Genomic DNA, 21,708 nt, shown 5'->3' with positions numbered 1-21,708 from the left:
TAAGTTATAAAACGTGGATGTGGTAATTTCATGCTATTAGTTGAACGAATTGTGCTATTCGAATGGTCCTGATGAAATTAAATTTGGACAAACCAAAAAAACTATAAAACATGAGTAACATAGTACAAAGACCTCAATTTAAGGCACAGTATGACAATTTTATCGGTGGGAAATTTGTTCCACCAGTAGGTGGTGAGTATTTCGAAAATGTTTCCCCGATTGACGGAAAAGTGTTCACTAAAGCTGCGAGATCAACCAAAGCAGACATCAATCTCGCACTCGATGCCGCACACGAAGCATTCAAAACCTGGGGAAAAACATCCGCAGCGCACCGAAGCAATCTGTTGAATAAAATTGCGAATGTCATCGAAGAAAACTTAGAATACCTCGCGATCGTAGAAACCATCGACAACGGAAAAGCCATCCGCGAAACACGTGCCGCCGATTTGCCTTTAGTGATCGATCACTTCCGTTATTTTGCAGGCGTGATCCGCGCTGAAGAAGGTAGTATTTCAGAACACGATGAAAATACGGTCAGCATTTGTCTGAGCGAACCTTTAGGCGTTGTAGGACAAATCATTCCATGGAATTTCCCGCTATTAATGGCCACTTGGAAAATAGCTCCGGCTTTAGCGGCAGGAAACTGTTGCGTCGTAAAACCAGCCGAACAGACACCAACATCAATCATGGTTTTGATGGAATTGATTCAGGATATTTTGCCACCGGGCGTTTTGAATATCGTCACCGGTTTTGGTTTAGAAGCCGGAAAACCGCTTGCGCAATCCGATCGCGTGGCGAAAGTTTCATTTACTGGAGAAACCACCACAGGTCGATTGATCATGCAATATGCTTCAGAAAACTTGATTCCGGTAACGATGGAGTTGGGCGGAAAATCTCCGAATATTTTCTTTTCATCCGTAGCCGATGCAGACGATGCTTTCTTCGACAAAGCGATTGAAGGCGCCGTAATGTTTGCTTTGAATCAAGGCGAAATCTGTACTTGTCCGTCACGTTTGTTAATCCAAGAAGATATCTACGATAAGTTGATGCCAAGAATTATAGAACGTGTAAAAGCCATCAAAATCGGACATCCGTTAGATGGAACCGTGATGATGGGCGCACAAGCATCGAATGATCAATATGAAAAAATTCAATCGTATTTGAGAATTGGAAAAGAAGAAGGTGCAGAAGTTTTAGTCGGTGGTGAAATCAACCACCTCGATGGCGAATTGGCGGGCGGTTATTACATCCAACCGACGATTTTCAAAGGCAACAACAAAATGCGTGTATTTCAGGAAGAAATTTTCGGGCCGGTATTGTGCGTGACGACTTTCAAAACCGTCGAAGAAGCGCTAGAGATCGCCAACGATACTCTATACGGATTGGGTGCCGGCGTCTGGACTCGCGATGCACACGAAATTTACCAAGTGCCAAGAGCGATTCAGGCCGGACGCGTTTGGGTCAACAGTTACCACGCTTATCCGGCACATGCTCCGTTTGGTGGTTATAAAAAATCAGGTTTCGGTAGAGAAAACCACAAAATGATGCTCGACCATTACCGTCAAGTGAAAAACATGTTGATTTCTTATGACAAAAATAAGTTAGGTTTCTTTTAGTAGAAAGTAGTCCTTTGAGGAACGCGGATCGCACGAATGACGCAGATTTTCACGAATTTTTTATCAGTGTTAATCCGTAAAACTAGTGTTATCCGCGTTCCATTTTAATTCTAAAATATGACACCAAGAGTATCTTTAACACCCGAAGCCAGCGAGTTGATTGCAAAACTGAAAGCCAAATACGGCGATCTCATGTTCCATCAAAGTGGCGGTTGCTGCGACGGTTCGCAACCGATGTGTTTCGAAAAAGGCGATTTCAAAATCGGGCAAAGCGATGTTTGCCTCGGAAGTATTGACGATTGCGAGTTCTGGATGAGCAAAGACCAATTTGAATACTGGAAATTCACTCATTTGACCATTCACGTTGTCGAAGGCCGCGGCTCCAGTTTTTCACTTGAAATCCCTATGGGTTTGAGATTTCTGACGCAGTCCAGAATGTTTACAGCCGAAGAATTAGAAGATTTGACGCCGCTGCATTTCCTCGAAGATTAATTCACATACAGCAACTGATATTGTTTCGGCGTAATGCCTTCGTGCTTTTTAAACAGTCGAATGAAGTAATTGCAATCTTCAAAGCCCGACAAATAACACACTTCGTTAATTTGTATCGTAGGGTTTTTCAACAGTTGCTTGGCGCATTTTATTTTTTCATTCAATACAAATTCCAGCGGGCTCATGCCCAATTCGCGCTTGAAAAAACGATAGAAAGAAGTCGTGCTCATGCAAGCTTTTTCACTCAAATTCTTCATGCTGATGTTCTCTTTAAGATTCATCCGAATGAATTCCACGACATGCGACATCGGATTTTTTTGGTCCAGCAATAAGCCGTCATCAATGGCTTTTGCCGTTTGCGTCTGAATGATTCGTATCAGCAATTCCTGCAATGTCAAATCGGCCAAAGCATCTTTCGTAATCGAAGTGCTTGTGCATTCTTTGATGAGTTTGTTGATCGTGGCCGCCAATTCTACATTGTTATAGAAAAAATAATTCTGATAGTTCAATTGCCAGAATTGGTTGTTGCCTTCTTTCGGATAACGCTCGTTGAGGAAATGCAAAGTATCGGTAATCTTCGCCTGATCGATTGCCAAAGCCAGACATTGCGTCGGATTGTTTTTAGTTGCTTCCGGAAAATCAATCTTCATCTCCACATTCGACGGAATCACCACCGTTTCACCAGGCAAATATTCAAACTCCGGATCGTCAAAAAGGTGCATCACTTTCTTGCCGCGCAACATGCTGGTCACGACCAGGTCATTAAATTTCAACGGAACCAAAGCCGAAGCTTCATAAGTCTCGAAAAGATTGAGTTCACAATGGTTCAGCGAGTACACGGTGCGGTTTTCGACTAAAGTCTTCAACGATTTCTCGTTCGATAAATGCGGCGGATGGATAAAAGAACGTTGGTGGTTCATAGCGGTTGAATTTTCAAAACAAGCGTTTAAATGTATGAAAATATACTTAAAATCAGCAATCGAAAACGTTATAATTTATGGAACTCAAATAACTCGGATGACACAGATGGCCACGGATTTTTAATCAGCGTAAATCCGTAAGATTAGTGTAATCAGCGTGCCCTTTTTTAGAAGCGATTCCGGCTCTTCACAATATCTTTTGTTCTGAACCCCAGAACAAAAGGATGCTGTTGCGATCCGGGCTAGGGCATCAGTTCCGCGACATGTTTTTTGATATTCTCGGCGATTTTCTTCGTCGGCAGATCATTCGCATCGCCACCAAAAGGATCTTCGATTTCCTCGGCAATGAGTTCTAAACTTGCCAAAACATAAAAGATAAAAACCACTACGGGCGCAGTATAATATCCCAAGCTAAACGAATAGCCAAACGGCAAAGTCATCACATAAAAGAAAATGAATTTCTTGATGAACGCGCTGTAAGAGTAGGGAATAGGCGTGTTTTTAATACGTTCACAAGCGCCACAAATATCCGTAAACGACTGGATTTCGGCATTCAAAATAATCAACTGGTCGCCTGATATTTTTTTAGAATCATACAAATCATTGATTTTCTGAAACATCTTTTTGGCCACCTGATTGGGTTTGTGCAAATGGTGGTCGATTTCCAAATCAACACCATCAAACAATTGCTGACTTGTTTCTTCATTGCTCAAATGTTGGTGCAACACCGCCGCATAAGTCGGAATCATTTTTTTGAAATAGTGGCTGTCTTTTTCATCTTTTAAAATCACCGCGAGTTTGAGCGCAAAATTCCGGCTGTTGTTCACCAACGCGCCCCACATTTTACGGCCTTCCCACCAACGGTCGTAAGCGGTATTGGTTCTGAAAACGAGCAACAATGAAATCACAAAACCCAGCATGCCGTGCATGATCGTAATGTTTTTGATATAGCTTTTCTCAGTGAGTTGCCAATATTCCACTTCCATATAACCGACGAAACCAGAATAAATTCCAATCGCAATCATAATAGGAAACAGCGTTCTAAACGTATCGGCCTTGTGGAATCTGAATATAAAAGTAAACCAATCTTTGGTGTTGTAGGAAATCATATTTCAATAAGTAGCTGTTTGTAATTCACGCATCAAAAGAAATCAGTGCCATCCGCCAAATCCGTGATATTCGCGTTCCATGAAGTGCAAACTTAAACTAAAAACCCAAATTTCCCGCCAATTCCTTCAAAGCAATCTCAGACAATTTCGCCTGAAACTGCGTATTGGTGTTGCGCACTTTGGCGTTGATGTAATTGAGTTGCGCGGTACGGAACTCTAAAGTCGTAATCGTCCCAATCCTGAATTTATCCAAAGTGATGTCGAGATTCTGTTGGGCAATCGCTTCATTTTTTTCTTCAAGTTTTACCAATTCAAGATTGGTCAAATAGGTTTGAAACGCTGAATTCAACTGGCTTTCCAAAGTTTTATTCTGCTGCTCAATCGCAATTTGAGAATTCTCGATCTGCAGTTTCGCCACTTTTTCCGTGCGGTTCTGGTTGAAGCCATCGAACAAATTCAACGAAGCGCTGAAACCATAATTCAAACCACGCGAAGAAGTCGCGGTCGTGAATCCCAAATCCGATTTCGTTTCGCCAAAATTATAACCTGTATTGACTCTGACCGTTGGATAACGCGTGCCTTTGACCTGTTTCAACTGCAATTCAGAAATCCGTTTATTAATCACCAAAGCTTCGAGTTCAGGATTTTGTTTGAATGCGAGCTGTGTCAGGTTGGCAAGTTCCAATTGGTCGTCGATTTTGATTTCGGGAATCACTTTAAAATCAAGTTTGGTATCTCTCGCAAGCTGTTCGTTCAAAGCGATTTTGGTATTCGCAAACAATTCTTTCTGACGCAATAAAGTCGTCGTGTCGGTATTCAAATCGACTTGAGCATTTAACGTTTCAAGTTTGGAAGCTTTGCCAATCGTATATCGGTTTTGTGCCAAAGTCAACCGTTGTTTTGAAATGACAATCGTCGTATCAAGTGCATTCAATTGCTGTTGTTGTTGCACCAAATCGTAATAAATCGAGATTACATCGCTTACTTTATTTAAGATTGTTTGCTTGAGTTGTACTTCGCCGAGTTTCTGCAATTCCTTTAATTGGTCATATTTCGCGAACATCGTAAAGCCGTCAAAAATCGTCCAGTCTAAATTCGCGCCGTATGTCAGGCTGTTGTTTTTGGCATTGTCGAGCGAAGTGGTCGTGCCGTCAGTTCTGGTTTGAGACAAATTCTGAATACCGTTATTATCAACGAAAGAAGTGGTAACCGAAGGAAGCATTCCGGCATTTCCAACGGCAGTATTCGTTTGGTTGATTTTGGAATTGTTCGCCGCGATTTTAATCTCGTAATTATTCTCAAAGGCGATTTTGATGGCGTCTTCAAGCGTCAGAATTTCCTGCGCATTCATACCGAAAGCACCCAGCAACAACATCAAAAAGCTTATCGTTTTCATACTATTTGGTTTCTTTTTCAAAGTCTTCTATATGGTCAAATTCCGGATGGTGTTTTCTGGCTTTCGACCACATTAAATACATGGCAGGAATTACAAACAAGGTTAGTATTAATGAGAAAATCGTTCCGCCGACAATCACGACGCCCATTCCGATTCTACTTGTTGAGGCTGCTCCGAGCGATAATGCAATTGGTAATGCTCCGAGTGAAATCGCTAAACTCGTCATCAAAATTGGTCGAAGTCGCGCTTCTGAGGCTTCTAAAATCGCTTCGAGTTTCGGTTTGCCTTGTTCTCTTAATTGGTTCGCAAATTCAACGATCAGGATTCCGTTCTTCGTCACCAAACCGATTAACATGACCGTTCCGATCTGACTGAAAATATTCCACGTTTGACCGAACAGCCACAACGAAAATAAAGCTCCGGCCACTGCCATCGGCACCGTTAAAATGATGATAAACGGATCGATAAAACTTTCAAACTGCGCCGAAAGAATTAAGAAAATCAACAGCAATGCCAAGCCAAATGCGAACGAAGTATTCGAACTGCTTTCCACGAAATCGCGCGATTCGCCACCCAAATCCGTCGTAAACGAATCGTCGAGCACTTTCGCTTTGATGCGATCCATGGCGTCAATTCCGTCGCTGATACTTTTTCCGGGCGACAATCCAGCGGAAACCGTAGCCGACATATTTCGGTTGTTGTGGTATAATTGCGGCGGGTTGCTTTTCTCAGAAATGCTCACGACGTTGTCCATCTGGATCAAATCGCCTTTGGCATTGCGCACAAAAATCGAAGTCAGATCGAGCGGTTTCGAGCGGTCTTTCTGGTCGAATTGCCCAATAACCTGATATTGTTTTCCATTCATGATGAAATAACCGAAACGCTGTCCGCTGAACGAAAGTTGTAAGGTTTGTGCAATATCAAGTACTGAAATTCCTAGGCTTTCAGCTTTCTCGCGATCAATCGTGACGTTGATTTCGGGTTTGTTGAATTTGAGATTTACATCGACCATTGCAAACGTAGGATCTTTCGAGGCTTCTTCCATAAACTGAGGAATTTTTTCCTGTAATTTCTCAAAATTCGGTGCCTGAATGATGTATTGGATCGGCAAACCGCCGCGTTTATTCACGGCAATAGTTGGTTGTTCGGTCACGGATGTTTTGGCTTCGGGATATTTTTTCGTCCATTTGGTGAGCTTCTCAGCGATTTCTTTTTGCGAACGTTCGCGGTCTTCAGGCTGCACTAAAGAAAGTCGAACCCTTCCGCTGTTGGTTGCCGAAGCGTTGAAACCCGGTGCCGTAATCACAAGTGCCACTCGTTTTTCGGGAATCGAATCGTCAATCAGCTGTGAAATTTCCTGCATGAAACGGTTTGTGTATTCATACGAAGAACCTTCCGCCGTGGTAATCGACATCATCATACCGCTGCGGTCGTCATAAGGCGCGGTTTCTTTTTGGATGATGTTGAAAAACAGGTAAATCAATCCGAAACATGCTATCAAAATGGGAAAACTAAGCCATTTCCTTTTCATAAAACTTTGCAGATTGCTCGCATAAGTCTGGTTCATTTTGACAAAAAACGGTTCGGTAAAATTGTAAAATTTCGATTTCTTTTGTTCGCCGCCTTTCATCAGGTAAGCGTTCAGCATTGGTGTTAAGGTCAAGGAAACAAAAGCGGAAACCAAAACCGCAGCGCCAATGACGACGCCGAATTCCCGGAACAGACGGCCGACAAATCCTTCAAGGAAAATTACCGGTAAGAACACCGCTGCGAGTGTAATTGAAATCGAGATCACAGCAAAGAAAATCTCGTTAGATCCTTTGATCGCGGCTTCAATCGGCGACATGCCTTCCTCGACTTTTTTGAAGATGTTTTCAGTGACTACAATTCCGTCATCGACGACGAGTCCTGTTGCTAGTACGATAGCGAGCAATGTCAAGACATTGATGGAGAAACCAAACATCCACATGATGAAGAACGTGGCAATCAAAGAAACCGGAATATCAATCAGCGGTCGGAACGCAATCGCCCAATCCCTGAAAAATAAATAGATAATCAGAATCACGAGCAACAATGAAATACCTAAGGTTTCCGCCACTTCAAGTACTGATTTTTTGACGAAAAGCGTGTTGTCAATTGCAATGTTAAGTTTTATGTCTTTGGGTAAATCGCGTTGCAGCGTTTCAAATTTTTTGTAGAATTCTTTCGAAATATCAAGATAATTCGCACCCGGAAGCGGCACAATCGCCACACCGACCAAAGGCAAACCCGATTGTGACATTTGCGTTTCGAGGTTTTCCGGTCCTAAATTGGCAGAACCGATATCGCTGAAACGCACGGTTTTTTCGCCATCGGATTTGATGATGATGTTGTTGAATTGCTCGGGTTTGTCCAGATTCCCAACAGTTTTTACGGTAAGTTCGGTGTTGTTTCCAGTCAATTTTCCTGAAGGCAATTCGACGTTTTGCTGGTTTAATGCATTCTTGACATCCGAAACCGTACAACCATAAGCGGCAAGTTTTATTGGATCAATCCACAAGCGCATCGCGTATTTTTTCTGCCCCCAAATCTGGATGCCGCTGACGCCCGGAATCGTTTCCAACCTTGGCGCAATCACATTTTCAGCGTAATCACTAAGCTCTAAAGGACTTCTGGAATCACTTTGAACCGTCATCGAAATGATCGCATCGGCATTGGCATCGGCTTTCGAAACTACCGGCGGTGCATCGATATCTTTCGGAAGGCTTTTTGCAGCTATCGCTACTTTGTCGCGCACGTCATTCGCAGCGGTTTCTAGGTCTTTATTCAGGTTGAATTCAACAGTAATATTACTTGTCCCTTGAACACTCGAGGAAGTGATGTTTTTAATTCCGTCAATCGAGTTAATTGCTTTTTCAATAGGCTCGGTAATCTGCGATTCGATGATGTCAGAATTTGCGCCCGCATAATCTGTTCGGATTGAAATCTGCGCCGGATCAATTGATGGAAATTCGCGTACACCCAGAAAAGTATACCCAATCAAACCGAACAAAATAATCGTCAGATTCAGTACAATCGTGAGTACCGGGCGTTTGATGCTTATAGTGGATAAACTCATGATTTGACTTTTACTTTAACTCCGGCGTCTGCTTTCAAGGTCATAACGCCCGACGTGATTAAGGTGTCGCCCGCATTTAAACCTGAAAGTACTAAAATCGAAGCGTCGGTTCTCGTGGCGGTTTCAACAATAACTTCCTTAGCTTTTCCATGGTCGGAGATGAAAACTTTCTTGCCATTTTGTACTGGGACAATGGCTTCTGTAGGAACGACAATCGCGTCTTTGATGATGTCTAAAGGCAATTCGACGTTGGCGAATGTCCCGGGAAGTAATTTTCCGTCGCTGTTTTCGGCAATCGCGCGGACTTGTAAAGTTCTGGTAGTGGCTTCAATTCCGGGCTCGATGGCGTAGATTTTTGCGGTATATTTTTTTTCTGAATTCGCTACGGTGAACGTCAGGTTGGAATTCATTTTAATTTCCGTTGCATACTTTTCAGGAATCGAAAAAGTGATTTTCAATTTCCCGCTATTGACGAGATTGGCCACTAAAATGGTTGGCGTAATGTAAGTTCCAGGAGAAATGTTGCGCAATCCGATCTTTCCTGAAAACGGCGCTCTGACTGATGTTTTTCCGATTTGTGCGCTGATCAGTTGGCTTTGTGCTTGGGCTGATTTGAAATCGGCTCTGGCAATATCGTATTCTTCCTGGCTGATGGCTTCTTTTTGGAGTAGTAATTTGGCACGTCTTTCATTTTCTGCAGCCAATCCTTCTTTGGTTTTGGCTTGGCCGAGTTGGGCGCGGAGCTCGACGTCATTCACTTTGAACAACAGTTGCCCTTTGCTGACGTTGCTGCCTTCCTGAAAATTGATGCTTTCCACAATGCCTGAAACTTCGCTGCGGATTTCAACTTGTTCGTTGGCTTCAATAGCGCCTGAGAGCGAAAGATTGTTGTCGAAAGTTTGCAGTTTAACCACGATGCCGCTGACATTCATCGTTTTATTTTTTCCGTTTTTGTCTTTACCAGTGTCGTCTTTCTTTTTGTTTTCGCTGATTCGGTAGGTGATGAAGGCGCCAAAGCCAATAATGATGAGAATATAGGCGAGGTATTTTATTTTCATGGTAGTGGGATAACGTGTAGCAAACAAATTTACGGTTACAAATTGGAAAATTCGGGGCGTTTAATTTTATTTAACGTTTGTAGGTACAGATTTGTGAATAGAATTAGCTGATGTAATTCCAGATGTTTTTCTTTTTTGACAATGCCATGAAAACCGCACGCAAACTAGCATGTTCGGGTTTTTCCATGGGCGCGTCGTCTTTTAAAAGCTTTACGGCTTCGTGTCTTGCGATTAGTAAAATGTCTTTGTCGCGAACGATATCGGCAATTTGAAGGTTTAAAACACCGCTTTGTTGTTTCCCCATCAAGTCGCCCGGGCCGCGAAGCTTGAGATCGACTTCGGCAATTTCGAAACCGTCATTGGTGCGGCACATCGTTTCCATTCGGGTTTTGCTGTCGCTCGATAGTTTGTGCGAGGTCATCAGGATGCAATAACTTTGCTCGGCGCCACGACCGACACGACCGCGCAATTGGTGCAGTTGCGATAAGCCAAAACGTTCCGCACTTTCAATAATCATGACGCTGGCATTAGGAATATTGACGCCAACTTCAATAACGGTTGTAGCGACCATGATGTTGGTTTTGCCTTCTGAAAAACGTTTCATTTCGGCATCTTTGTCGGCGGGTTTCATTTTACCGTGAACGATTGATATGGAATAAAATGGCAAAGGGAAATCGCGCGAAATACTTTCATAACCATCCATTAAATCTTTGAAATCCATTTTTTCGGATTCCTGAATTAACGGATATACGATGTAGATTTGACGGCCTTTGGCGATTTCATCTTTAATGAATTTCCAGACTTTCAAACGGTTCGTGTCAAACCGGTGTACGGTTTGGATTGGTTTACGTCCTGGTGGCAATTCGTCGATGACGGAAATGTCTAAATCGCCATACAAACTCATCGCTAAAGTGCGCGGAATCGGCGTCGCGGTCATCACCAAGACATGCGGCGGAATCTCATTTTTCTGCCACAATTTCGAGCGTTGTTCTACGCCGAAACGATGCTGTTCATCAATGATTGCCAAGCCTAGATTTTTGAATTTCACTTTGTCTTCGAGTAGCGCATGCGTGCCGATGATGATGTGCAGATTGCCGTTCTCGAGTTCTTCGTGAATGATTTTTCTTTCGGAAGTTTTGGTGGAGCCGGTTAGGATTTTAATATTGATATTAAGCGATTTAGCCAATTCATTCAAACCGATAAAATGTTGGTTCGCTAAGATTTCTGTAGGCGCCATCAAGCACGATTGGAAGCCATTATCCAAAGCCAACAACATGCTCATGAACGCCACGATGGTTTTTCCAGAACCTACATCGCCTTGCAGCAACCGGTTCATCTGCGCGGGATTTCCCATATCGTTCCTGATTTCTTTGAGCACTCTTTTTTGGGCATTGGTCAAATCGAAGGGCAAATGGTTCTGAAAAAAAGTATTGAAATAATCGCCAACCTGCGTAAATGCGTGGCCTTTGATTTTATGTTTGCGTATCAGGTTTTTGGTGATCAGTTGCAGTTGGATGAAAAACAATTCCTCGAACTTCAAACGGAACTGCGCTTTTGCCAAAGCTTCTGTGCTTTTCGGAAAATGGATGTTGAACAATGCGTCTTTTTTCGGCAACAATTTCAGTTCAGCAATCAGATAATCAGGTAGCGTTTCCGCAAAAAGATTGTGCGTTTCGAGGAACAACTGCTGCATCAATCTCGAAAATACACGACTCGTCAATCCGCGGTTGGTGAGCGTTTCCGTTGAAGGATAAACGGGTTGCATCGCAGAGCGCAAATTCTGTTCGTGTTCTTTCAAAAGTTCGATTTCAGGATGCGACATCGAGTACGTATTGTTGAACAAAGTACACTTTCCGAAGATGACTACCGGCACGTTTAATTGCAGGTTTTCCTTAATCCATTTGTGGCCCTGAAACCAAATTAATTCCATCTGACCTGTATCATCTACAAAACTCGCCACCAGTCTTTTACCTCTTTTTTGCTCAACCATTTTGAGAGAAATGATTTTGCCAATCAATTGCACTTCAGCAGGTTGGTTTCGCAACTCATTGATCTTGTAATAACGCGTCCTGTCGATGTAGCGGTTCGGATAACATTGAATCAAATCTTCATAGGTGTTGATGCCCAATTCCTTCCGAAGCAATCCGCCGCGATTCGGGCCGACGCCTTTGAGGTATTCGATAGGAGTTTGGAGCAGATTCGACATCGTGATGATTGCTTTTGGGTATCGCTGAATGGTTAGGAAATAAGTATAGCGAAGATAAGTTTTAATTTTAAAGTGGGAAACATGTAAATTTAAAGTTGCAAAAATTGCATAAACTCTGTTTATATTTGTAGGCCACAATGCCTTAAACCCATACTATGCGTTATTGTTTTTTGCTTTTGTTCACGTCGATTCTTATCGCGCAGCAAACCCAATCGGTTGATTTTAAAACCCTGCAGGCATCGCTCGAAATCAATCCTGTAAAACGCAATGTCGTCGGAAACGTAACCTACAACTTTGAAGTCAAAAACAAGATTGATACCATCAGAATTGATGCCCAGAAAATGACTTTTACGAATGTCAAAATCAATGACCAAAACGTAAAATTCAAAGAAAACAAAAAGGAGCTTTTGTTGTTCGAAGGATTCAAAACCGGCAGCAATATCCTCACTTTTTCTTATGAGGCTTTTCCGACCCAAACGATGTATTTCGTCAACTGGGATTTCAACAAACAAATCGATACGCCAGAAGAAGTGCAGGGTCAAATCTGGACGCAGGGGCAAGGCAAATACACGAGCCATTGGCTACCGAGTTTTGATGATGTCAATGAAAAAGTCGAGTTCAGCTTGGAGATTACTTTCCACAAAAGTTTCGAAGTGATTTCCAACGGCGATCTCGTCAAAAAGACAAACAAAGGCGACGATATCGTTTGGAATTACCGCATGAACCATCCGATGAGCAGTTATCTCGTGATGGTCGCCATTGGGCATTTTCGCAAACAGGAAATTGTTTCAAACTCCTTGACGCCGCTGGTTTTTTATTATGAAAAGGAAGACGGCAACAAAGTAGAGCCAACTTATCGCAACAGCCGTGACGTTTTTGACTTTCTTGAAAATAAGATTGGTGTGCCTTATCCGTGGAAGATTTACCGTCAGGTTCCGGTGCGCGATTTCTTGTATGCCGGTATGGAAAACACTTCAGCAACAGTATTTTCGAGAGATTTTGTAGTTGATAGTATTGGCTATAACGACCGGACTTATCTCAATGTCAATGCGCACGAACTGGCGCATCAGTGGTTCGGCGATATGGTCACGGCGAAATCAGGAAAAGACCATTGGCTGCAGGAAGGTTTTGCGACTTATTACGCGCTTTTGGCGGAAAAATATGTGTATGGCGACGATTATTTCTACAATAAATTGTACAACATTTCCAAGCAATTGTTAGAGGCTTCCAAAACCGATACGATTCCTGTCTTGAATGAAAAAGCGAGTTCGTTAAGTTTTTATCAGAAAGGCGCGTTGGCATTACACGTTATGCACGAAGCGATAGGTGATGAGAAGTTTGATGCGGCTATCAAAAATTATCTCAAAAAGTACGCATATCAAAATGTGACCACGAAGGATTTTCTCGATGAAGTCAATCTGGTTTCTGATTTCAATACGACAGAATTCCGAAAAAAATGGCTCGAAAGCGCTGTGTTCCCTGAAGCCGATATGGAGATTCTGCTCAAGAATGATTTCATGAAAAAGTATGTGCAGCTCATCAATGAACCTTTGTCATTGACTAAAGATCGTGCGGCGATACTTGACATTATGAAAAGCGATGCGTATTATCCGATTAAGGAATTATTAATTTACCAGTCGGTTTCGCTTCCTTTTGAAGAGAAAGAGTATTTGTTAAACGCCGCTTTACAAACCAATGAAATTCATGTGCGTCAAGCAGTAGCCAATACATTGGTAAAAATCCCGGAATCGTTTCGTCTATCTTATGAAACTTTGCTCAAAGACCGCTCTTATGAAACGCAGGAAGCGGCCTTGTTTCATTTGTGGAAGCAGTTTCCGGAGCATCAGGAACGTTATATCGAACTTTCGAAAGACTGGATCGGTTTTCAGGATAAAAACTTAAAATTGATGCATTTGTATCTCGCGTATCTGACGACCAAAAACCAAAAGGAAAAAATTAAGATTTACCTTCAATTGCTTGCCTTTACAGGAACAAACTACGATTCGAACGTACAACAGCAAGCTTTACAAAAATTGTTGAACTTAGAGCTTTACACAGAAGATGTTTTTCGCGGTTTGGCCTACGGAACCGCCAACCATCGCTGGCAGTATGTGAAATTTTGTAAAGACAATATCAGGGAACTCATCAAAGAACAAAAATATCGGGATATCTTTGTGACCATACGCGGGCAATTGCCCATTCGTGAGAAAACCCATTTGCAGCGTTTGCTGGACGAAAAATAGAGGGAATGAAAGCATTAGTCATATCAGGCGGAGGAAGCAAAGGTGCTTTCGGAGGCGGCGTAGCGCAATATCTGTTGCAGGAAAAACGCTGTGAATATGATTTGTTGCTCGGCACATCAACGGGAAGCCTGCTGATTCCACACCTTGCTTTGGGCAATGTCGAAAAAATCCGTAACGTTTACACCGAAGTCGATATGCACCATATTTTCGATGTCAATCCTTTTGTGGTCAGGCATAAGAAAGGAATGGATTCGGTCGGGATCAACCATTTTAACGTGTTGCTTCAGTTTTTTCGCGGCAAACGGACTTTTGGGGAAAGCCAACGGTTGCGACATTACATCAAGGAAAATTTCACTTTGTCGGAATTCAACCAACTTAAAATGTCGAAAACCAATATTGTTGTGACGGTGACGAATCTTTCCAAAAACGAGGTCGAATACAAATGCATTCGCGATTTCGATTATGAAGAATTCTGCGACTGGATCTGGATTTCGTGCAATTACATTCCGTTCATGACTTTGGCTTCGAAAAACGATTGTGAATACGGGGATGGCGGATTTTCCAGTTTGGTTCCAATCCGGGAAGCAATCAACCGCGGCGCCACTGAAATCGATGTGATCATTTTGGAAACTGAAACGCAAACCGCGCCAAGACGCATCGGAAGAAATCCTTTTTCGTTGATGGTCGATCTGTTTCAAACTTTGCTCGATCAGGTTGAAAAGCACGACATCACCATTGGGAAATTAGCGGCGAAAAACAAAGATGTCAAGCTTAATTTATATTACACGCCGATTCAACTGACGAATAACGCCTTGATTTTCAATAAAAATAAAATGAAAGAATGGTGGTTGCAAGGTTATGAATACGCGAAGAATAAAAGCGAGTTGATGAGTGATAACATCATTGATAAATAATTTTATCCATAAAAAAAGCCTTCAATTTTGAAGGCTTTTTTGTTTTTAAATGATTTATTATGGAGTGGGTAATAACACTTTGTCAATGACATGAACAACTCCGTTATTCGATTGAACATCTACCGCTACTATTTTTGAAACTCTGTTACTGGCATCTCTGATTTGTGCGCCAGTAGTAGGTAAAATCTCAATGGTGAAATTTTGACCTAAAAATGTACTCACTGGTAAGTTATTCGATAAACTGGAAGAAAGCACATTTGCTCCAGCTTTGACATGATATTTTAAGGTGTTGGTTAATGTTTGTTCAGGAATGTTTGCCAATGTTGTTCCAGGGCCTAATTCTGTTAATAAACTGCTGAAAGCAGCATTTGTTGGAGCAAAAACGGTAAATGGAGAAGATGTAGTTCCTGATAATAGTGTTGCAAAACCTTCATCCAATTGGTCTGGTCTTGTTAGTGCAGCTAATAGTGATGAAAAATTTGGATCAGCTCCAACAAAAGTAACTATCGTAGGTAACGCAATCACTTTGTCTACAACGTGTACAACACCATTTGAAGCATTGACATTTGGGGTGATTACATTTGCCCCGCCATTCAACTTAACTCCGGAAGAGGTGTTAATGTAAATGTCTATTTTACCATTTGGAGCATCTGCAGCTGAAACTGCAAGTGTCTTTTTGTAACCAGTTGTCAATTGAGAAGCTGTAAATTTTGTTCCAATTACATGGTTGAGTAAAATATTTTTTAATCCGGCAATTTCCGCTGGTGTTGTAAGCGCAGCAATTGCACTACTTGTATAACCGGCAGCATTGAAAGCATCATTGTTTGGTGCGAATACTGTGTAAGTTCCGGCAGTATTTAAAGTTTCGGTCAGACCTGCTTTGGTCAGAGCCTGTACTAAAAGCGATAAATTTGCATTTCCTTGTGCAATTTGTGTAATAGTTTGAGGTGCTGCTGGAGTGTCATCATCATCGTCATTACTACATGAAATTGTTGTGAACGCCATAAAAGCCACTAAGGCTAGTAAACTGAGTTTAAGATTTTTTTTCATAAGAATTATTGTTTGGTTATTTGGCTAAACTATTAAACAAAAATATGTAATTGTCTAATTTTTTGTTAAAAAGAATAAACAAAATTAAAATTTAGCACTTTCTTAACGTGTGTTTACTTCTGTATTTTGCGTTAATAATCAATGGCTTATGGTTTTTAGGCGCTAAAGACTGATTTGTATTCTTGATGTCGTTGCTTGGCGTCAAACAAAATAAAATTTGCCGTAACCAAAGTCCCCACAAAAACTATTACTCAAAATGTTGTTGAAATAATAATGTATTTTTGACAAAATAAAACCTTACTGCTTTCAGTTATGTATACTATTCTTAAATCGATTTTGATGAATAACAAGATTTATTTTTTATGTTTGATGATTATCTTTGGCGTTCATCAATCTGTTGCATCCCAAACCGATATCAACAAACTCGATGCAAAAGGCAACAAAGACGGCTTGTGGAAAGGTTATTATCCCGAATCGAAAAGATTGCGTTACGAAGGTGCTTTCAGCCATGGCAAAGAAACCGGTGTGTTTAAATTTTACGACGACATTAAAACACCCACAGTCATAGCCACGCGCGAGTTCAATTCGAAAGATAATTCCGTTTACACGATTTTCTACGACCAGACCAAAAACAAAGTCAGCGAAGGGAAGCAGGTCAACAAACGCAACGAAGGCGAATGGAAATATTACCACGAAAGTTCGCCTGATGTGATGACGATAGAAAATTACAAAGCCGGAAAATTAGAAGGAAAGCGAACGGTTTTTTATAGAGGTTCAGGTGTCAAAGGTGAGGAGAATGTTGCTGAAGAAGCCTATTACAGCAATGGGCTTAAAAACGGGAGTTATAAAAAGTATACCTTAAAAGGCACCATACTGGAAGATTCTAATTATAAAAAAGACCAACTTGACGGCCCTGCGGTTTACAATGATCCGCTTGGGAATCTGGTTTCCAAGGGCAATTTCAAAAACGGGAAGAAATCCGGAACCTGGGAATTTTACCAAGACGGCAAACTCGTCAAGAAAGACAACATGGACAAAATCAAGCGCAGAAAACCCGCGCGTCCTGTAGAGAATCCTATCGAAAATTAGCCAACCAAAGGCTAAAGTTAAGAATCTCGTAAAACCCAAATCGAAATAAAATTTTATCGTAGTTTTGCAGCTTAAATTTTTGCGAAATGAAACGTGTAGTTGTCGGGCTTTCCGGTGGAGTTGATTCGAGTGTTGCGGCTTATCTGTTGCAACAGCAAGGTTATGAAGTGATCGGGCTTTTCATGAAGAACTGGCACGATGATTCTGTGACAATTTCCAACGAATGTCCTTGGCTTGAAGACAGCAACGACGCACTTTTGGTCGCGCAGAAACTAGGCATTCCTTTCCAGACGGTCGATCTCAGCGAGCAATACAAAGAGAAAATCGTCGATTATATGTTCAATGAATATGAAAAAGGCCGCACGCCGAATCCCGATGTATTGTGCAACCGCGAGATCAAATTCGATGTGTTCATGAAAATCGCTTTGGATTTGGGCGCCGACTTTGTTGCTACCGGACATTACTGCCGCAAAGGTGAAATCGAAGTCGATGGTCAACTGGTTTATCAATTGCTTGCCGGTGTTGATACCAATAAAGACCAATCGTATTTTCTTTGCCAATTGTCGCAGGAACAATTATCGAAATCATTATTTCCGATTGGCGAATTGACCAAACCCGAAGTGCGCGCCATCGCCACCGAAATGGAACTCGTGACCGCTGAAAAGAAAGATTCACAAGGATTGTGTTTCATCGGAAAAGTGCGTTTGCCCGAATTCCTGCAACAAAAACTGCAACCAAAAGCAGGATTGATTTTCGAGGTCGAAGCTACCGAATCCGTATATCTCGACCCAAAACCAAGCGCCGATTCGATAGAAGCACAACTCGAACTTGAAGCCGCGGCCATTGCTTACACACCCGCCATGGGAAAAGTCGTGGGCAAACATCAGGGCGCGCATTATTTTACGACCGGGCAGCGAAAAGGGCTCAACGTTGGCGGCACACCTGAAGCTTTATTTGTGATTGCGACTGATGTAGAAACCAATACGATTTATACAGGACAAGGCAGCAATCATCCCGGACTTTTCAGGAAAGCTTTGTTTGTTGAGGCTTCCGAAGTGCATTGGGTGCGTCAGGATTTGAAGTTGAACAACGGCGAATCGATGCAGGTGATGGCGAGAATCCGTTACCGTCAACCTTTGCAGCAAGCCACCTTACACCAATTTGAAAAAGGATTGTACGTCGCTTTTGATGAACCGCAATCCGCAATCACCGAAGGACAATTTGTCGCTTGGTATCTCGATGAGGAATTAGTAGGTTCTGGAGTAATTTCGTAAGTTTACATTTTAAAATAATAGGGCTATGAAAAAATATATTATTCTATTGTTGATTTTAATTTCGGTTCAGGTTTTCTCGCAACAGGATGCTTGGGTCTATTTGAATGCGAAGCCTAATGCGCAGGATTTTTTCAACAATCCGTTGTCTGAATTGTCCCAACGTTCGTTAGATCGAAGAACGACACAAAACATCGCTTTGGATATTCATGATGCGCCGATATACCAACCCTACATTGACCAAATTGCAGCTGCCAACGGTATTGCTGTGATGGCCAAGTCAAAGTGGTTTAATGTATTGCACGTTCAGGGAAGCGTCGAAGCTATCAATGCGTTAAGTACTTTGCCATTTGTGGATCACTTGGATTTTGCCGACAGGTCTTTGAATGTAGGCGGCAGAACAGCCACAGTCAAAAAAAATAAAAAAGGAAAAACTTTTTTTAAGAATATGTCATTGTTCAATTATGGAAATTCTTCTAACCAGATCCAGATGCTCAACGGCCAACTATTACACCAGCAGGATTATACAGGTTCCGGAAAAATCATTGCCGTGATGGATGGTGGTTTTCCGGGTGTTGATACGGCAGAACCTTTTGCAAGATTAAGAGATAACAATCAGATTTTGGGCGGCTATGATTATGTGAACAGAAATGCTGATTTTTACAGCGGAATTTCGCACGGAACTATGGTGCTTTCCACCATGGGAGGATACAAAGACGGTCAATTGGTGGGCACGGCGCCAGACGCTTCGTACTACTTGTTCATCACTGAAGACGGCAATAACGAATGGCCTTTAGAATTGTCGCTTTGGGTCGAAGCCGCTGAAGAAGCTGACCGTTTAGGTGTTGATATCATTACGACTTCACTCGGTTATACCGAATTCGACAATCCCAATTATAATTTTACTTATGAAGATATGAATGGCCACACCGCTTTCATTTCTAAAGGCGTTGATATGGCTTTCAGTAGAGGCATCATTTCTGTGAATTCTGCCGGAAATTCAGGCAATAGCGACTGGCATTATATCTCCGCTCCGGCTGATGCGGTGCATGCTTTAACGATTGGTGCAGTCAATGCTGCGGGCAATTACGCGAGTTTCAGTTCACAAGGACCATCGTTTGACGGAAGGGTAAAACCTGATGTCGTGGCGCAAGGACAGCAATCCGTATTGTCGAATACTAACGGAAACATTACTACGGCAAGCGGGACTTCTTTTTCGGGTCCGATTATTGCTGGAATGGTTGCTTGTCTGTGGCAGGCGTTACCCAATTACACCAACGAAACCATAGTGCGATTGATTAAAGAATCGGCTAGTCAGTATGCCAACCCTGATGCCGAATTGGGTTATGGAATCCCGGATTTTAACCTCGCGTTGAACAATGGATTGTTGGCTGTTCAGAATCAGACGGAATCTAAGTTCTTAATTTTCCCAAATCCGACAAAAGACAATATTACGATCTCTTTTCCAGACGGATATGATAGTGCTGATGTGAGCATTTACAATACTTTAGGCCAATTGGTTTTGCAACAAAAAGTTTCAGATCAGAATGCGACTTTCACTTTGAATGAAATCAATTCAGGTATGTATCTCTATACCATACAGTCCAATAACTATTCGCAATCCGGGAAAATTTCGAAGCAATAATGAATCAGATTACGCAACTTTTCAACATCCAGTATCCGATTATACAAGGCGGAATGATTTGGAATAGCGGTTACAAATTGGCTAGCGCAGTCAGTAACGCCGGAGGATTAGGCTTAATTGGAGCCGGTTCGATGTATCCGGAAGTCTTGCGCGAACACATTCAGAAATGTAAAAAAGCGACCGACAAACCTTTCGGGGTCAATGTGCCGATGCTGTATCCGAACATCGAAGAAATCATCAACATCATTATAGAAGAAGGCGTGAAAATCGTGTTCACATCCGCTGGAAATCCAAAAACATGGACATCGCATTTGAAGGCAAACGGCATCACGGTAGTTCATGTGGTGAGCAGTTCCAAGTTTGCGTTGAAAGCGCAGGAAGCCGGAGTCGATGCGGTCGTAGCCGAAGGATTTGAAGCCGGTGGTCATAACGGAAGAGAAGAAACTACAACCTTGACGCTGATTCCGATGGTCAGAAGAAATATCACCATTCCTTTGATTGCCGCGGGAGGGATCGCTACAGGAAGAGGCATGTTAGCGGCAATGGTTTTGGGCGCAGATGGCGTTCAGATGGGAAGCCGTTTTGCAGCAACGGTCGAATCTTCGTCGCATGAGGATTTCAAGAAAACCATTATCGAAGTCGAAGAAGGCGGCACACAATTGACCTTAAAAGAACTTGCACCTGTGCGTTTGATCAAGAATAAATTCTATAATGATTTGCAGGATTTATACAACCAATGTCCGACCACTGAACAATTGAAAACTTTGTTAGGGCGGGCGAGGGCCAAGCGCGGTATGTTTGAGGGTGACTTGATTGAAGGCGAACTTGAAATCGGTCAAATCGCCGGACTGATTGATGAAATCAAACCTGTAGCGCAAATCATCGATGAGGTTATGGCGGAGTTTGATCAAGTAAAAGAATCGATATCGCGGATTCATTTTTAAATCGTAAATTCAAAACTATGAAGTTGAAGTATATCTACAGTTTTTTTCTGATCGTTTTTATTGCTTTGCACACAGAAGCCCAAACCTATAAATTTCTGACGACTGGTTTTAGCGTCATGGAAAAAGATTCCAAAGGCGATTGGGGGAAATGGTCTGATCTCAAAGATACATCTATAGTAATCACTTTAGATACCAATAAAAACCGCATCGTTATTTACTCGCAGGAAGTTCAGTTATACGACATCCTGAATTATGAAGACAAGGAAGAGAATGACAACGATATCATTTACCCTTTTACTTGCAAAGATGATGATGGGAATCCTTTTACAATTTCGATTATCACCAGAAAAAAACAAGACAACCGAAAACAACTTTACATCAATCAGAAAAACTTTATCGTGGTGTATAACATCGTAAATTACATCGAAAAAGGCGAGCGCTAGTTTTTTAATTTTTTGGATGATGCTACTTTTTTCTGTTGAAATTTTTGAAGGTAGTTTTAGCATCAATTTTAATCAAAACGACTGTATTTTAGGTCGTTTTTTTTGTGAATATCCTGCTGTTGAAAACTTTATTTTTTGCCTCTAAAAACACTTTTTTTTTACTGTTATTTTTATTTTTAAATTTTAAAATATTGAAAAACAATAATTTAAAATTT

16 protein-coding genes are annotated in these 21,708 nt (G+C 41.8%); 9 read left to right on the top strand and 7 right to left on the bottom strand.

Annotation, left to right across the window (positions count from 1 at the left end):
* The first annotated feature begins 110 nt into the window (after positions 1 to 110).
* Both Q0058_RS05700 and Q0058_RS05695 read left to right on the top strand, forming a co-directional pair.
* Positions 111 to 1,616 carry an aldehyde dehydrogenase family protein gene (locus tag Q0058_RS05700; RefSeq protein WP_298221791.1) on the top strand — a complete coding sequence of 502 codons (1,506 nt, stop codon included), beginning with the start codon at positions 111 to 113 and terminating at the stop codon, positions 1,614 to 1,616.
* Positions 1,617 to 1,733: 117 nt separating this feature from the next.
* A complete protein-coding gene (locus tag Q0058_RS05695; RefSeq protein WP_298221790.1) occupies positions 1,734 to 2,108 on the top strand; it encodes a DUF779 domain-containing protein in 375 nt (124 codons plus the stop codon).
* Here the strand turns inward: Q0058_RS05695 and Q0058_RS05690 are convergent.
* The 6 genes from Q0058_RS05690 to recG all read right to left on the bottom strand — a co-directional run bounded on the left by Q0058_RS05690 (position 2,105) and on the right by recG (position 11,894).
* Complete coding sequence (locus tag Q0058_RS05690) at positions 2,105 to 3,028, bottom strand: AraC family transcriptional regulator (protein ID WP_298221789.1); 924 nt, start codon at positions 3,026 to 3,028, stop codon at positions 2,105 to 2,107. The two genes, Q0058_RS05695 and Q0058_RS05690, sit on opposite strands and share 4 nt — an antisense overlap.
* A 242-nt stretch (positions 3,029 to 3,270) precedes the next feature.
* On the bottom strand, positions 3,271 to 4,137 hold the full coding sequence (locus Q0058_RS05685; protein WP_298221788.1) for a bestrophin family ion channel: 867 nt from the start codon (positions 4,135 to 4,137) through the stop codon (positions 3,271 to 3,273).
* A gap of 97 nt (positions 4,138 to 4,234) precedes the next feature.
* Complete coding sequence (locus Q0058_RS05680) at positions 4,235 to 5,533, bottom strand: TolC family protein (RefSeq protein WP_298221787.1); 1,299 nt, start codon at positions 5,531 to 5,533, stop codon at positions 4,235 to 4,237.
* Between the two features lies 1 nt (position 5,534).
* Entirely contained in the window at positions 5,535 to 8,630 is a 3,096-nt protein-coding gene (locus Q0058_RS05675; protein ID WP_298221785.1) for an efflux RND transporter permease subunit, read from the bottom strand.
* Positions 8,627 to 9,688 (bottom strand): efflux RND transporter periplasmic adaptor subunit, encoded by a 1,062-nt coding sequence (locus tag Q0058_RS05670; RefSeq protein ID WP_298221783.1) that lies wholly within the window; start codon positions 9,686 to 9,688, stop codon positions 8,627 to 8,629. Before Q0058_RS05670 ends, Q0058_RS05675 begins: the two co-directional genes overlap by 4 nt.
* Before the next feature lie 103 nt (positions 9,689 to 9,791).
* The gene (gene recG / locus Q0058_RS05665; RefSeq protein ID WP_298221782.1) at positions 9,792 to 11,894 is read right to left on the bottom strand and encodes an ATP-dependent DNA helicase RecG; all 2,103 of its coding nucleotides are present in this window, start codon (positions 11,892 to 11,894) and stop codon (positions 9,792 to 9,794) included.
* Positions 11,895 to 12,049: 155 nt separating this feature from the next.
* Here recG and Q0058_RS05660 point away from each other — a divergent pair, with 155 nt between their 5' ends.
* Positions 12,050 to 14,137 (top strand): M1 family metallopeptidase, encoded by a 2,088-nt coding sequence (locus tag Q0058_RS05660; protein ID WP_298221780.1) that lies wholly within the window; start codon positions 12,050 to 12,052, stop codon positions 14,135 to 14,137.
* A gap of 5 nt (positions 14,138 to 14,142) precedes the next feature.
* Entirely contained in the window at positions 14,143 to 15,051 is a 909-nt protein-coding gene (locus tag Q0058_RS05655; RefSeq protein ID WP_298221778.1) for a patatin-like phospholipase family protein, read from the top strand.
* Positions 15,052 to 15,108: 57 nt separating this feature from the next.
* Here Q0058_RS05655 and Q0058_RS05650 read toward each other — a convergent pair whose 3' ends face one another.
* Positions 15,109 to 16,101: a fasciclin domain-containing protein gene (locus Q0058_RS05650; RefSeq protein ID WP_298221776.1), complete on the bottom strand. Its 993-nt coding sequence runs from the start codon at positions 16,099 to 16,101 to the stop codon at positions 15,109 to 15,111.
* 339 nt (positions 16,102 to 16,440) lie between these two features.
* Between Q0058_RS05650 and Q0058_RS05645 the strand changes: the two genes are divergently transcribed.
* From Q0058_RS05645 to Q0058_RS05625, 5 genes are all read left to right on the top strand, one after another.
* Complete coding sequence (locus Q0058_RS05645) at positions 16,441 to 17,190, top strand: hypothetical protein (protein ID WP_298221774.1); 750 nt, start codon at positions 16,441 to 16,443, stop codon at positions 17,188 to 17,190.
* 86 nt (positions 17,191 to 17,276) lie between these two features.
* Positions 17,277 to 18,464 carry a tRNA 2-thiouridine(34) synthase MnmA gene (mnmA, locus tag Q0058_RS05640; RefSeq protein WP_298221771.1) on the top strand — a complete coding sequence of 396 codons (1,188 nt, stop codon included), beginning with the start codon at positions 17,277 to 17,279 and terminating at the stop codon, positions 18,462 to 18,464.
* Between the two features lie 25 nt (positions 18,465 to 18,489).
* Positions 18,490 to 20,106 (top strand): S8 family serine peptidase, encoded by a 1,617-nt coding sequence (locus Q0058_RS05635; RefSeq protein WP_298221769.1) that lies wholly within the window; start codon positions 18,490 to 18,492, stop codon positions 20,104 to 20,106.
* A complete protein-coding gene (locus tag Q0058_RS05630; RefSeq protein WP_298221768.1) occupies positions 20,106 to 21,050 on the top strand; it encodes a nitronate monooxygenase in 945 nt (314 codons plus the stop codon). Before Q0058_RS05635 ends, Q0058_RS05630 begins: the two co-directional genes overlap by 1 nt.
* Positions 21,051 to 21,067: 17 nt before the next feature.
* The gene (locus Q0058_RS05625) at positions 21,068 to 21,493 is read left to right on the top strand and encodes a hypothetical protein (RefSeq protein WP_298221767.1); all 426 of its coding nucleotides are present in this window, start codon (positions 21,068 to 21,070) and stop codon (positions 21,491 to 21,493) included.
* Positions 21,494 to 21,708: the final 215 nt, after the last annotated feature.

The sequence above is a fragment of the Flavobacterium sp. genome, from assembly GCF_027484705.1.
Lineage (GTDB): Bacteria > Bacteroidota > Bacteroidia > Flavobacteriales > Flavobacteriaceae > Flavobacterium.
The sequence above is the reverse complement of the archived record's forward strand: the minus strand, read 5'-3'. Positions and strand labels throughout refer to the sequence as shown.

Excerpts from the sequence above, each read along its gene's own strand:
- Q0058_RS05700 (WP_298221791.1), top strand. The coding sequence starts at position 111 with ATGAGTAACATAGTACAAAGACCTCAATTTAAGGCACAGTATGACAAT.
- Q0058_RS05695 (WP_298221790.1), top strand. The coding sequence starts at position 1,734 with ATGACACCAAGAGTATCTTTAACACCCGAAGCCAGCGAGTTGATTGCA.
- Q0058_RS05690 (WP_298221789.1), bottom strand. The coding sequence starts at position 3,028 with ATGAACCACCAACGTTCTTTTATCCATCCGCCGCATTTATCGAACGAG.
- Q0058_RS05685 (WP_298221788.1), bottom strand. The coding sequence starts at position 4,137 with ATGATTTCCTACAACACCAAAGATTGGTTTACTTTTATATTCAGATTC.
- Q0058_RS05680 (WP_298221787.1), bottom strand. The coding sequence starts at position 5,533 with ATGAAAACGATAAGCTTTTTGATGTTGTTGCTGGGTGCTTTCGGTATG.
- Q0058_RS05675 (WP_298221785.1), bottom strand. The coding sequence starts at position 8,630 with ATGAGTTTATCCACTATAAGCATCAAACGCCCGGTACTCACGATTGTA.
- Q0058_RS05670 (WP_298221783.1), bottom strand. The coding sequence starts at position 9,688 with ATGAAAATAAAATACCTCGCCTATATTCTCATCATTATTGGCTTTGGC.
- recG (WP_298221782.1), bottom strand. The coding sequence starts at position 11,894 with ATGTCGAATCTGCTCCAAACTCCTATCGAATACCTCAAAGGCGTCGGC.
- Q0058_RS05660 (WP_298221780.1), top strand. The coding sequence starts at position 12,050 with ATGCGTTATTGTTTTTTGCTTTTGTTCACGTCGATTCTTATCGCGCAG.
- Q0058_RS05655 (WP_298221778.1), top strand. The coding sequence starts at position 14,143 with ATGAAAGCATTAGTCATATCAGGCGGAGGAAGCAAAGGTGCTTTCGGA.
- Q0058_RS05650 (WP_298221776.1), bottom strand. The coding sequence starts at position 16,101 with ATGAAAAAAAATCTTAAACTCAGTTTACTAGCCTTAGTGGCTTTTATG.
- Q0058_RS05645 (WP_298221774.1), top strand. The coding sequence starts at position 16,441 with ATGAATAACAAGATTTATTTTTTATGTTTGATGATTATCTTTGGCGTT.
- mnmA (WP_298221771.1), top strand. The coding sequence starts at position 17,277 with ATGAAACGTGTAGTTGTCGGGCTTTCCGGTGGAGTTGATTCGAGTGTT.
- Q0058_RS05635 (WP_298221769.1), top strand. The coding sequence starts at position 18,490 with ATGAAAAAATATATTATTCTATTGTTGATTTTAATTTCGGTTCAGGTT.
- Q0058_RS05630 (WP_298221768.1), top strand. The coding sequence starts at position 20,106 with ATGAATCAGATTACGCAACTTTTCAACATCCAGTATCCGATTATACAA.
- Q0058_RS05625 (WP_298221767.1), top strand. The coding sequence starts at position 21,068 with ATGAAGTTGAAGTATATCTACAGTTTTTTTCTGATCGTTTTTATTGCT.